Source organism: Anabaena sp. CCY 9613 (genome assembly GCF_963920895.1).
GTDB lineage: Bacteria > Cyanobacteriota > Cyanobacteriia > Cyanobacteriales > Nostocaceae > Cyanocohniella.
Genome location: NZ_CAWUDE010000016.1, coordinates 38,794 through 51,938 on the forward strand (window position 1 = coordinate 38,794; position 13,145 = coordinate 51,938).

General features: G+C 41.4%; 10 protein-coding genes. 8 read left to right on the forward strand and 2 right to left on the reverse strand.

All coding sequences use genetic code 11. From position 1 onward, the window contains the following. Positions 1-424 precede the first annotated feature (424 nt). Positions 425-1,138: a fasciclin domain-containing protein gene (locus ACM0OT_RS18020; protein ID WP_414565795.1), complete on the reverse strand. Its 714-nt coding sequence runs from the start codon at positions 1,136-1,138 to the stop codon at positions 425-427. A 670-nt stretch (positions 1,139-1,808) separates the two neighbouring features. On the opposite strand from ACM0OT_RS18020, the gene ACM0OT_RS18025 reads away from it, so the two are divergent. From ACM0OT_RS18025 to ACM0OT_RS18060, 8 genes are all read left to right on the forward strand, one after another. After that, complete coding sequence (locus tag ACM0OT_RS18025) at positions 1,809-2,600, forward strand: glutathione S-transferase family protein (protein WP_414565796.1); 792 nt, start codon at positions 1,809-1,811, stop codon at positions 2,598-2,600. A 129-nt stretch (positions 2,601-2,729) separates the two neighbouring features. Next, positions 2,730-4,460, forward strand: coding sequence for a helicase HerA domain-containing protein (locus ACM0OT_RS18030; protein ID WP_414565797.1), 1,731 nt, complete (start codon positions 2,730-2,732; stop codon positions 4,458-4,460). Positions 4,461-4,479: 19 nt separating this feature from the next. Further along, positions 4,480-4,908 carry a DUF29 domain-containing protein gene (locus ACM0OT_RS18035; protein WP_414565869.1) on the forward strand — a complete coding sequence of 143 codons (429 nt, stop codon included), beginning with the start codon at positions 4,480-4,482 and terminating at the stop codon, positions 4,906-4,908. 16 nt (positions 4,909-4,924) lie between these two features. Continuing rightward, positions 4,925-5,596 carry a DsbA family oxidoreductase gene (locus ACM0OT_RS18040; RefSeq protein WP_414565798.1) on the forward strand — a complete coding sequence of 224 codons (672 nt, stop codon included), beginning with the start codon at positions 4,925-4,927 and terminating at the stop codon, positions 5,594-5,596. Positions 5,597-6,116: 520 nt separating this feature from the next. Beyond that, positions 6,117-7,493, forward strand: a complete 1,377-nt coding sequence (locus ACM0OT_RS18045) for a CmpA/NrtA family ABC transporter substrate-binding protein (protein ID WP_414565799.1) — start codon at positions 6,117-6,119, stop codon at positions 7,491-7,493. Between the two features lie 47 nt (positions 7,494-7,540). After that, a complete protein-coding gene (gene ntrB, locus ACM0OT_RS18050) occupies positions 7,541-8,380 on the forward strand; it encodes a nitrate ABC transporter permease (RefSeq protein ID WP_414565800.1) in 840 nt (279 codons plus the stop codon). A gap of 100 nt (positions 8,381-8,480) precedes the next feature. Then, positions 8,481-10,484: a nitrate ABC transporter ATP-binding protein gene (locus ACM0OT_RS18055; protein WP_414565801.1), complete on the forward strand. Its 2,004-nt coding sequence runs from the start codon at positions 8,481-8,483 to the stop codon at positions 10,482-10,484. 335 nt (positions 10,485-10,819) lie between these two features. After that, positions 10,820-11,686 (forward strand): nitrate ABC transporter ATP-binding protein, encoded by an 867-nt coding sequence (locus ACM0OT_RS18060; RefSeq protein WP_414565802.1) that lies wholly within the window; start codon positions 10,820-10,822, stop codon positions 11,684-11,686. Positions 11,687-11,798: 112 nt separating this feature from the next. On the opposite strand, the gene hemW is transcribed toward ACM0OT_RS18060, so the two are convergent. Then, positions 11,799-12,980 (reverse strand): radical SAM family heme chaperone HemW, encoded by a 1,182-nt coding sequence (gene hemW / locus ACM0OT_RS18065; RefSeq protein WP_414565803.1) that lies wholly within the window; start codon positions 12,978-12,980, stop codon positions 11,799-11,801. Positions 12,981-13,145: the final 165 nt, after the last annotated feature.

Sequence of the window (13,145 nt, forward strand, 5' to 3'; positions counted from 1 at the left end):
GAATATCTCCAAAATCACAAGAGTGTAGAGACTTAGATTTCGGAGAGAAGTCTGTAAATACCACAAGGAAATAGCCTGTCAATACTAAAAACAAACGCTGTCGCCGAATTAATTCTCAACTACGATTGTGACACATATTCTTACTAACGGGTAGCAAGCTAGCAAAACTGTTATAAAAAGTTATGTTAAGCTCATCTGCGTTTCTTTCGCAGAATTACCCCTCTTGTGGTAGATGTTTTGGCTACTGTTCTATGATTTTAGGAGTAGGGAGTTGGGGGAAGAAAGAAAAATTTCATCTAAGCAAATTGGATCATTTATTTTCTGGAAATCCCTCAAAAAAACCGCCCAAATCATAGTCTGAGCGGCATTTTATCCTATCAATATCTTAATTTTTCGGTTCGTTAAAGATATTTTTGGCGAGAATTTACAAGTCAGGAGGTAAAATTACCTGGTCAATAGCATGGATCACACCATTGCTACCTTGGATATCTGCTTGAACTACATTGGCATCATTTACCATCACACCATTTGCAGGATCAACTTTGACTGTGATAGCGCCACCTTCAACGCTTTTTACTTCTCCAGATTTTAAATCACCCGATAACACTGTGCCACTAACAACATGGTAAGTTAATAGCTTCACCAAAATTTCTCTATTTTCAGGCTGCAACAAATCGTTTACAGCATCTTGTGGTAGCTTGGCAAAAGCCGCATCAGTCGGTGCAAAAACTGTTAATTTATCTTGGCCTTGTAATGCTTCTGACAATCCCGCAGCTTTTAAAGCCTTGGTTAAAGTTGTAAAAGAAGCGTTGGACTCAGCCAAAGCCAACAAAGTTTTATCTTGAGTTTCAGTAGTTCCTGCTTCCGGTTGAGTAGGAGTAGTAGGAGTAGGTGTTGGTGTTACCCCTGGAGTAGTCGGGGTTGTAGGTGCGGTTTGACTAGGTGTCGTTGTCCCACGATTATAGGGAGGCTCATTGAAAATACTAGGTCTAGGATTAAGTACCCCAGTGTCTGCTTGCGCTAGTAAAGTATTGATTGCCTCATTTGCCCCAGATGGTAAAGTAGTCAGAATGCTAACGCCAACTATTCCTACTGTGCCAGCCAATTTTGTTAACAATTTGCTGTAATCTGCCTTCATAAATTTTGTTTTTCTTGTATTTTGAACAGGTTACATAAAGATTTATAACACTTTGATCAGCACAATATCTAAAATAGGCACTAATATTTTTGGTTAAATTAACCATGTACTGATAATATTTATGTGCTTAGTAGCCTGAATATCAATATACTCTAATTTGCGGCAATTTACTCCAGAAGTTTTTTAGCGTATTGCATTCAAAGAGTTGGAACACCAAATTTTAGAGTAATAAATACTAAAACAACTAGTGTCAAGAAAGAAACAAATTTTACCAACAAAGTAATTTTCTAGATATGATTTTTTAATCACCCACAATAAAATATATCTGCATCATGTAAAATAATATACTTTTTTTTGGGAACCATGAACCGCGAATCATTCTCAAAAAGTGATCAACTCCCCTAACTTGAAAATAGGGAAGAGGTGAAGAGGTGTTTTCATGTGTTCTGGTGTCCGCAGATGATCATGATAAACAATTATTTGAGTAAATAAATATTTAATATTTTAATCAATGAGAAAATAAAATTTTTGCATAAATTTCTGAGTTGTCAAAAAACTAACTTATGTATTTATAACTTTGGAGATATATTATTAAATTGCCCAGGAAAATTACTTAAACTAAAGATACAATGAGAGCGTTGTCCAATTAGTCAGTTACCAGGAATAATATATGCTGGAATTATACCAATGGGAACTATCTCAATACTCGGAAAAAGTCAGGTTAATCCTGGATTATAAAGGACTAATTTATCGAAAAATAGAGGTTACACCTGGGATTGGGCAGGTAGATTTATTCCGTTTAACTGGACAAAGACAAGTGCCAGTGTTAAAAGACGGTAGTAAATATATTACTGACTCCACAGAAATCGCTAAGTATTTAGACTTAGAGTATCCTGAACGCCCACTAATACCAAAAGATCCCAAACAAAGGGGTTTATGCTTATTAATGGAAGAATGGGCAGATGAGTCAATAGGTAACAAAGGTAGAACAGCGTTATTTTCTGCAATTAGTCAAGACCAAAATTTTCGCAAGTCGTTATTACCCACTTCCACGCCTGATATATTTAAAAGTCTAGTGGGAGGAGTACCCAGGGATGTCTTAACTATTTTGGGTTTGGGAGTAGGTTATAGTCCAGATGTGATTAAATCAGCGATCGCGGACTTGAAACAAGACTTAGAAGCCTTAACATTATTATTGGCGGATAGTCCTTATTTAACAGGAGATGAGCCGACTTTAGCTGACTTAGCAGTAGCAGGGTTATCAATTTTGCTGAAGTTTCCTGAAGGGGCTTATCTAGATTTACCCGCAAGTATTCGCGGTAAAGGAGTACCAGGTTTAGCCGATAATCCTAATTATGAGCCATTCTTTGCTTGGCGCGATCGCCTGTATGCTCAATTCCGTAAACCATTAATCGACATATCGCCTACGGGAACCGCACCGACTTCTATTCAAATTGATTAGATGACAAGGGGATGGGGGAATCCAGTTTTTTGACTTCCCCAAAGGGGGGATGGGGAACTTAGCAAATTTTGTCCCATACAACTAAAATTCAACGTAAGATAGCGCGTTCACAATCATGTCACTGATCAAATGAATTTGGTACACCCATTAGGTTCGGTCATCCAAGGTTCTCTGACTGGGGGACTAGAGGTTAGGTTACACCCGGATATTTCTGTTGAAGATATGCGGGTAGGTAAATTTTTAGTTGTGCAAGGGCTGCGATCGCGCTTTTTCTGTATGCTGACAGATGTGGCTTTGGGAACTGCAAACGCGCGGATTATTGCTAATCCCCCCAATTGGGAAGATACTTTTTTACGAGAAGTTTTAGCTGGTAGTGGTACTTATGGAACTATCAACCTCGCACCGATGTTGATGTTCACTCCCGAATCTGATGAATCTTTGTCTTACAGTAATGGCAAATCTGCTGATTCTTTCGTACCATCCACAACTGGTTTAGCATCATTCCAACCCCAAACCAGCACCACAATGGAATTGTTACCAGTTAAAACTATTCCCAGCCACTTTAGCCAAGTTTACGACGCTAATGTAGACGATTTTCGCCGAGTCTTTGGTTGGGAAGATGATCCTCAAAGGCGCAATTTTTCCATCGGTAAACCCTTGGATATGGATGTGCCTATTTGTATCGATTTAAACCGCTTTGTGGAACGGAGTAATGGTGTCTTTGGTAAATCTGGTACTGGTAAATCCTTTCTCACACGCTTACTTTTAGCTGGGGTAATTCGCAAAAATGCAGCGGTAAATTTAATCTTTGATATGCACTCCGAGTATGGATGGGAAGCAGTTGCTGAAGGTAAAAATGTTAATACCGTCAAAGGTTTAAAGCAACTATTTCCTGGTAAAGTAGAAGTCTACACCCTTGATCCCGCATCCACAAAACGTCGAGGTGTACGTGATGCTCAAGAACTGTATTTGAGTTATGAGCAAATCCAAGTTGAAGACATTAAGTTATGTAGTCGAGAATTAGGACTTTCGGAAGCGGCTTTAGACAACGCCAGTATCTTGTGTAATGAGTTTGGTAAATCTTGGATTCCGCAATTGTTTAATATGACCAGCGAGGACATCAAACTTTTTTGCGAAGAGAAACCAGGACATCCAGGTTCCATTACCTCATTACAGCGGAAACTTTTGCGCTTGGATACGTTGAAATATATGCGGGGTGTGTGTCCGCAAAATTATATTGGTAACATTGTCCAAGCTTTGGAAGCAGGGAAGAATGTAGTTATTGAATTTGGTTCCCAATCAAATATGCTTTCTTATATGTTGGTGACGAACATGATTACTAGACGTATTCATGAACATTATGTACAGAAAGCCGATAAATTTCTTCAAAGTAAAAATCCCTGCGATCGCCCGATGCCATTAATGATTACCATTGAAGAGGCGCACCGTTTTCTTGACCCAGCCATCGTCCAAAGTACAATTTTTGGTACCATCGCCCGGGAACTACGCAAATATTTCGTCACGCTGCTAGTAGTAGACCAACGTCCATCGGGGATCGATAATGAAGTTATGTCCCAAATTGGTACCCGCATCACCGCCTTGCTGAATGATGAAAAAGATATCGATGCCATTTTTACGGGTGTATCTGGTGCTGGTGGTTTGCGGTCAGTGTTGTCCAAATTAGACTCTAAACAACAAGCCTTAATTTTAGGTCATGCCGTTCCCATGCCGGTTGTTGTCAAGACGCGACCTTATGACGCAACTTTCTATGCAGAAATCGGTGACCCTGCTTGGGAGGAAAAACCCGATGCAGAAGTATTCGCTGCTGCGGAATTAGCTAAAGCAGACTTGGGTTTTTAGCTGTAGGTGAAAGCCAATGATGAACAAAGCTAGCTATGAAAATGATTTTTATGCTTGGACACAACAGCAAGCACATCTGTTGAAAACAGGACAAATACATCAAATAGATTGGCAGAATATTGCCGAAGAAATAGCCGACATGGGAAGGTCTGAAAAACGACAATTAGCCAGTAGGTTGGAAATATTAATCATGCACTTACTTAAATGGCAATTCCAGCCTAATCTACGTTCCCGAAGTTGGCAATTAACCATTAAAGAACAACGTCTACGTTTAGACCAACTACTACAAGAAAATCCCAGTTTGCAATCTATCCTGACTGAAGTTATAGATAAAGTTTATCCTCTAGCTACCATTAGCGCAGAACGAGAAACAGGTGTATATTTATTTCCAGAAACTTGTCCTTACGAGTTAAAAGAAGTTTTATCAGCCGAATTTTTTCCAGAATAAATTGATTAAAAACTATATGGAACCCATTCGTATTTTATACTTTTCTGATGTGCTTTGCATTTGGGCTTATATTGCTCAAATTCGTCTGGATGAGTTGAAAGCAACCTTTCAGGACAAGATTACCATTGAACCCCACTTTGTCCCTGTTTTTGGTACTGCTAGGGAAAAACTGGAGAACCGATGGCGAGATAGGGGGCGATTGCAAGGATACGCTGATCATATTCAGGAAGTTGCGAAAAAGTTTGATCACATCAACGTTCATCCTGATATTTGGACTAAAGTTACACCACCTTCTTCCACATCTTGTCATTTGTTTCTCCATGCTATTCAATTAGTAGCAGTCAAGGGTTTGGTAGAGCGAGATACTTTAGAAAAAGCCATCTGGGCATTTCGAGAAGCGTTTTTCACCCAACTAGCAAACGTTTCTGAGCGTAAAGTACAATTTGAAATTGCCGAGGAATTAAAACTTCCCATTGCCGCTATCCAAACTCAGATAGATAGTGGTGAAGCATACGCACAACTATCCAAAGATTTTGAATTAGTAAAAGAACATACAGTTACAGTCAGCCCCACCCTAATTTTTAATGAAGGACGGCAGAAACTCAACGGTAATGTAGGGTATCGGGTGATTGAAGCTAATATTCGTGAGTTACTGCACAATCCTCCGGGTGAACAATCTTGGTGTTAAAGATATTGGATATGGGGCGATCAGCTTATTTGCAGGTCGCAGGCGATCGCCTCTGGCGCTGCACTCCGCGCAATCGCCTTTCAATATAATTGCAAAAAATAATTTTCCTCAGACTTTCACAGATATATATTCTTCTCTACTATATGTATTAGTTAGGCAAACTATGTTTTCCATAAATGCTTACCATTAATAAAAACTGATATATCAAATCAATATACCTGGTTTTAGCTTTAACTATAAATTTTTACTTATATATCCAATCTAATATTTATTTAATATTTGCCTGTTCAAAATCACCACTTTGATAATAAAACCTGTAAACTAAATTCAAATACAACGAAGACATCCAAGATAAGCTCAAGTAACACTAAAGCTTTCCAGATATTTTTATTTACTTAGTAGTCAACCCTACTATTTCGGCAACGAAATAATGAGAGTTGGCTTACTTAGTATACTTAAAATTTTTTACTTGATTATTTATCTTGTTGCAAAAATTTTAAATTCAACCCAAGAGGCTACTATGACAGAGTTTTTTAATCAAATTTCTCGGCGTAAATTTATCTTCACAGCAGGAGCATCGGCAAGTACTGTGTTGCTTAAAGGTTGCTTGGGAAATCCACCAGAAACGACTGGAGGTACACAGTCTGCAATAACTGCTGAACCGGTGGCTAATGTCAATTCAGGGCAAGCACCAGAAGTCACCGCAGTTAAGTTGGGATATATTCCCATTGTGGAAGCTGCACCTTTAATTATTGCGAAGGAAAAAGGCTTTTTTGCTAAGTATGGACTGACCGATGTAGAGCTTTCTAAACAAGCTTCTTGGGGTTCTGCAAGAGATAACGTAGAAATTGGTTCGGCTGGTGGTGGAATTGATGGCGGTCAATGGCAAATGCCTATGCCACATTTAATTACTGAAGGTTTAATTACTAAAGGCAATGTCAAGATTCCTATGTATGTGTTATGTCAATTAATTACACATGGTAATGGAATTGCCATCGCCAACAAACATCAAGGTAGCGGTATGGGCGTAAACTTAGCTGGCGCGAAGTCTTTATTCTCCAAACTCAAAGCCTCCCCCACGCCCTTCACAGCCGCCCAAACATTCCCCGCCGTTAACCAAGATTTCTGGATTCGTTACTGGTTAGCAGCCGGTGGTATTGACCCCGATACAGACGTGAAATTGCTCACAGTCCCATCAGCGCAAACCGTCGCCAACATGAAAACAGGGACGATGGATGCCTTTAGCACTGGTGATCCTTGGCCTTTCCGCATCGTCAAAGACAAAGTGGGTTTCATGGCTGCATTAACGGCAGAAATTTGGAAGAATCACCCCGAAGAATATTTAGCCATGAGGGCTGACTGGGTTGACCAACATCCCAAAGCGACCAAAGCACTGTTAAAAGGGATTATGGAAGCTCAACAGTGGTGCGACAACTTTGATAACCGTACAGAAATGGCTAACATTTTGGCACAAAGAGCTTATTTTAATGTGCCAGTTGATGTTTTAATCGACCCATTTATGGGTAAATACGACATGGGAGAAGGTCGCCAAATTGATGATAGGTCAATGGCAGCTTTGTATTGGAAAGATGAAAAAGGTAGCGTTTCTTACCCTTACAAGAGCCATGATTTGTGGTTCATCACCGAAAGTGTGCGCTGGGGATTCTTGCCTAAAGATTACATTACGAATAATGCTGCTAAAGCAAGAGCATTAATCGATAAAGTTAACCGCGAAGATATTTGGAAAGAAGCAGCGAAAGAAGCCGGAATTGCTGCGGCTGATATTCCTACAAGCACATCTCGTGGTGTAGAAGAATTTTTTGATGGCGTAAAATTTGACCCAGAGAACCCAGAAGCGTATCTCAAAAGTCTGCAAATTAAGAAAGTTAGTGTTTAGAGAAGTTACATACAACGTCTGTACAAGTTATTAGGAAAACCAAGTTTATGACAGTCGCTCAACGCCGGACAGCAACCCCTAAATTAGACAACAGTTTTATATCTCGATTGCAAAAACAGTTTCCTGATATTATCCCGCCAGTGATTGCGATCGCCATCTTTCTCGGTTTATGGCAACTGTTTTCTTGGACTCCTGGCGCGACATTACCAGGGCCTATTAAGGTTGTACAAGATACTTGGATTTTGATTTTATATCCCTTTTATGACAAAGGCGGCATTGATAAAGGATTATTTTGGCAAATCTTGGCTAGTCTGCAACGGGTAGCTATTGGTTATTCTTTGGCTGCTGTGGTTGGTATTGGTTTAGGCATTGTGATTGGTGTGAATAAAACCATGTCTAAAGCTTTAGATCCTTTATTTCAATTATTGCGAACCGTACCGCCCTTAGCTTGGGTTCCCATCTCCTTAGCAGCTTTAAGACAAAACGAACCCGCCGCCTTGTTTGTCATCTTTATCACCGCAATTTGGCCGATTTTAATTAACACAGCTGTAGGTGTCAAAGAAATTCCCCAAGACTATAACAACGTTGCCAAAGTTCTCCAACTTTCCAAGAAAGACTACTTCTTGAATATCCTCATTCCTGCTGCATTACCCTATATTTTTACAGGTTTGAGAATTGCCATCGGTTTAGCTTGGTTGGCGATTATCGCCGCAGAAATCGTGATGTCAGGCATTGTCGGTATTGGTTTCTTTATCTGGGATGCTTACCAAAACAACTACATCAGCGAAATTATCTTGGCACTAGTCTACATCGGTGGTGTGGGTTTGATACTAGACAAATTGATGGTTTGGATTCAAAACCTGATTTTACCAACAGAACAGAAGTAGAGACTGGTAATTTGAGATTTCAGATTTTGGATTTGATAAAACCCAATCCAAAATTAAATTGCCCAACGCCCAAAACTTAATTTTGAATTTGGAATTGATTATGTCTGTATTCGTTGCTGTTGACCAAATTGACAAAGTATTTAATCTCACCGGTGGTGGGCAATATATCGCCCTGAAAGGAATTGATCTGCAAATTAAAAAAGGTGAATTTGTTTCTCTAATTGGTCACTCTGGTTGCGGTAAATCCACTTTATTAAATATGATTGCGGGTTTAGATTTACCAAGTGAAGGTATTGTGACTTTGGAAGGACAAAAAATCACCAAGCCAGGGCCAGACAGGATGGTGGTATTCCAAAATTATTCCTTGTTGCCTTGGCGGACGGTACGAGAAAATATTACTCTAGCTGTGGATTCAGTCATGCGGGGAATGCCCGCAGCTGAACGGAAGGCAATTGTCGAAAAACATATAGATATGGTGGGGTTGCGTCCCCATGCGGATAAACAACCCGGTATGTTATCTGGAGGACAAAAACAACGGGTAGCGATCGCCCGCGCTCTGGCAATTCGTCCTAAACTACTACTATTAGATGAACCCTTCGGCGCACTCGATGCCCTTACACGGGGTAACTTACAAGAACAGTTAATGCAAATCTGCGAAGAAAATGAAGTTACCGCCGTCATGGTGACTCATGACGTAGATGAAGCAGTGCTGTTATCTGACAGAATTGTCATGCTCACCAATGGCCCCGAATCAAAAATTGGTGACATTCTCGAAGTTGATATCCCCAGACCCCGCAAACGCATGGAAGTAGTAGAACACCCCAGCTACTACAGCTTGCGGAGTGAGATGATTTACTTCCTCAACCAACAAAAACGAGTTAAGAAACTCCGCGCCCGCAAAACCGCAGATGTTTCTCGTCATGGGTTAGAAAAAGTTAACTTAGAAATTGGCTTCTTACCCTTGACAGCTTCCGCCCCCTTAGCCGTTGCTAAAGAAAAAGGTTTCTTCACCAAGCATGGTTTAGATGAAGTCAATCTCGTGCGGGAAACTAGCTGGCGGGGTATCGTCGATGGTATCAAAGGCGGTTATTTAGATGCCGCCCAAATGCCTTCAGGGATGCCGATGTGGTTAACACTGGGAGGATATAACAACCAACCCCTGCCTGTCGTCACAGCCCTCACCATGACCCGCAACGGTAACGCCATCACCTTGGCAAAACGCTTTTATGATCAAGGTGTTCGCAGCTTACCAGACTTTAAAAATTACCTACTGCGTACCCGCGAACAACGCCACATCATGGGAGTAGTCCATCCCGCATCCATGCACAACTTGCTGCTGCGTTACTGGTTAGCAGCAGGTGGTATTGACCCCGATTTAGATGTGGATATGAGGACAATTCCCCCAGCGCAGATGGTAGCCGATTTGCAAAATAAAAGTATTGACGGTTATTGCGTGGGTGAACCTTGGAACTACCGCGCCGCCGTTGAAGGTGTAGGCTTTACTATCGCTACCGACTTGGAAGTTTGGTTAGGACATCCCGCTAAAGTTCTCGGTGTGCGGGAAGAATGGGCAGAAAAGTATCCTAACAGCCATATTGCCTTGACTAAAGCTTTGCTGGAAGCTTGCGAATATTGTTCTCAGCCAGAAAATGCCGAAGAAGTCAGAAGAATGGTCGCAGGTAGGGATTATGTCAGCACTGATTTGGAGTACATCCAACTGCAAGACCCCAATAACCTTGGAAGTCCCTTAGACCATTCATTAAGGGACTACGCCCACCACCAGTTTTTTGCCCAGTCAGCCATCAACCGCCCCAGCCGTACCGAACAAATCTGGATTATGAGTCAGTTAGCGCGTTGGGGTGACACGCCTTTCCCCAGAAACTGGGTAGAAGTTGTAGAACGGGTCTGCTGTGTACGGGTCTTTAGTACCGCCGCCAGGGAATTAGGTCTGGATATTAGCTATACTCGCCAACCCATCCAGCTTTTTGATGGCACTCCTTTTAACGGCGACGACCCCATAGCCTATCTCAACAGTTTGCAGATTAAACGTGATTTCTCCATTGCGGAAGTCGTCTTAGACCGACCGACGAGAAGAGCTGCTTGAATTAAGAAAAAACGAACCGCATTGGCGCTAGCCTCTCCCTTTGGGATAAGGACGCAAAGGACACGAAGGAAAGAGGGTTTCAAAGAGTCAGGACTTACGCAAAAATTGCCCAAAATCTTGATTTATTGAACCGCCAAGCCGCCAAGAACGCCAAGAAAACGTAGAGTCTGCGTAAGTCCTAAGAGTTTTTGCACAAGTTATGCAAGGTTTTTAGCTCTAACTGAACTGTATTGATATAGACCGAATCCTCGTAGGAGAGAGGTTTGGAAGCGAGGTCAAAAATTTCCTTTCCCCACTCCCCATTCTCGACAAACTTAAATACCACTGTCACCACCATGCAAAACCGCAGATTGAGTTCTACCGAAACCACCAGCAATAGACAGCAACGAGCATCAGCAAGTGCAATTAACAGCAGACCTTTTTTAGAAATTAAAGATGTTAGCAAGGTCTATCCCACCAAGAAAGGCCCCTTCACCGTCCTTGATGGCGTTAATTTAAATGTAGAACAGGGTGAATTTCTCTGCGTTATCGGTCACTCTGGATGTGGTAAATCGACACTGCTAAATATGGTATCGGGTTTTAACTTTCCTACCTCCGGGCAAGTTTTACTGGAAGGTCAACCAATCTCCCAACCAGGGCCAGATAGAATGGTGGTGTTTCAAAACTATGCCCTACTTCCGTGGCGGACTGCATTTGAAAATATTTACCTAGCTGTGAACGCCGTTTATCCCAACAAGCCAGAAGCAGAGAAAAGGGCAATTGTCCGGGAAAATTTGACAATGGTGGGACTAGCTGACGCTATGGAGAAAAAACCCCTGCAAATGTCCGGCGGTATGAGACAACGGGTTTCCATTGCCCGTGCTTTGGCAATTCGTCCCAAGGTGCTGATTTTAGATGAACCTTTTGGGGCGCTGGATGCAATTACCAAAGAAGAATTACAAGAAGAATTGTTAAAAATTTGGAATGATAATCGCTGCACTGTATTGATGATTACCCACGACATCGATGAGGCGCTATTTTTAGCCGATAAATTGGTGATGATGACCAACGGCCCCCACGCCAAAATCGGTGAAGTCATGGAAATACCATTTTCTCGCCCACGCGATCGCGCCCGGATTATGGAAGATCCCCAATACTATCAACTGCGTAACTATGCTCTAGATTTTCTCTTCAACAGGTTTGCCCATGATGATGTAGGGTAATGCTCTAGTTGCGATAGCGTTCGCGGAGCGTGTGCTTTGCACTCAGCGCCGCTGCAAAGCAGATCGCTCTTGCCAATTCTTTCGCGCCAGAGGTTTTGGCAGAGCTTCACTTTTATGATAATTTCTCAAATAACTCAGCCAACACTACATTAGAAAATAAAAATCCTTGGGGATCAGACAATTGCAACCTTTCCTCGGTAACGTTCACCCACCCCTGATCTAAATAAGGCTGTAAATATCTATAAATTTCTTCTACCTTTGCTTCCCCAAATTTGTTTGATAAATCAGCTAAACTCAAACCTTCAGCCAAACGCAACCCCAACATCAAAGTTTCTAACAATACTTCCTCTGGTGGAGTCACTTCACAATCAATCACACCCCCTGCTTTCACCCACTGGTAATATTCTTGAGTCTTACGCGGACGAGTAAAGCGCTTACCCTCTACATAACTCGCCGCACCCATACCGAAACCATAATAAGGGCGGTTTTCCCAATACACCCGATTATGCCGACATTGATGTCCAAAAAGAGCATAATTAGAAATTTCATAATGTTCATAACCTGCGCCAGTCAAAACTTGTTGCGCCATTTCGTACATTTTGACTGTGCTGACATCCGTTGGTAATGGCTGATCTCCAGGTTTGTAGTAACGACCGAAAGCCGTACCTGGTTCTATGGTAAGGTCATAGATAGATATGTGAGTGGGCATCATTGCCACTGCTTTGTGCAGCGAATCCTGCCATTGATCCAAAGACTGATGCGGTAGCCCGGAAATCAAGTCTAAGCTAAATTCGGAAATTTCGACTTGGTGAATTAAATCTACAGATGTAAGAATATCTACAACCGAGTGCGATCGCCCAGCAACTTGCAACAATTCTGATTGAAATGCTTGTACCCCCAAACTTACCCGGTTGACACCAACGCTACGGTAGCCAAATATATGTGCTAAATCAAATGTCCCTGGGTCTATTTCCATAGAAATTTCTACTTCCCCAGCAATACCCAAATGTGTCTTTAGTGTGGCTAATATCCGTTGTAATTGTTCTATTGATAGTAATGAAGGAGTCCCACCCCCAAAGAAAATTGTCTTTAATGGTTCACCATAATTTGGTGACATGGCAATTTCTTGGCATAGCACCTCTACATATTGGGAGATAGTACCAGATGTTTCACCTCGCAGGCGATCGCCCACTACAGATACAGGAAAATCACAATAAAAGCACCGCCTTCTGCAAAAAGGAATATGTACATAAGCAGAACTTGGTATGCCAAAAAAATTCAATTTTTGATTCATTATGCGCCAGAATTAATCAACCCAACTAAAAATTACCAACAGCGGAAATAAATATTTTTTTAGAGATTCTTATTGTTTTACAACAAAATAATGAAAAATATTAAGAGAAAACACTTTGGTTATAATATTTGCAGATATTCCCTGCTTAAAACCCTAGTGTAAGTC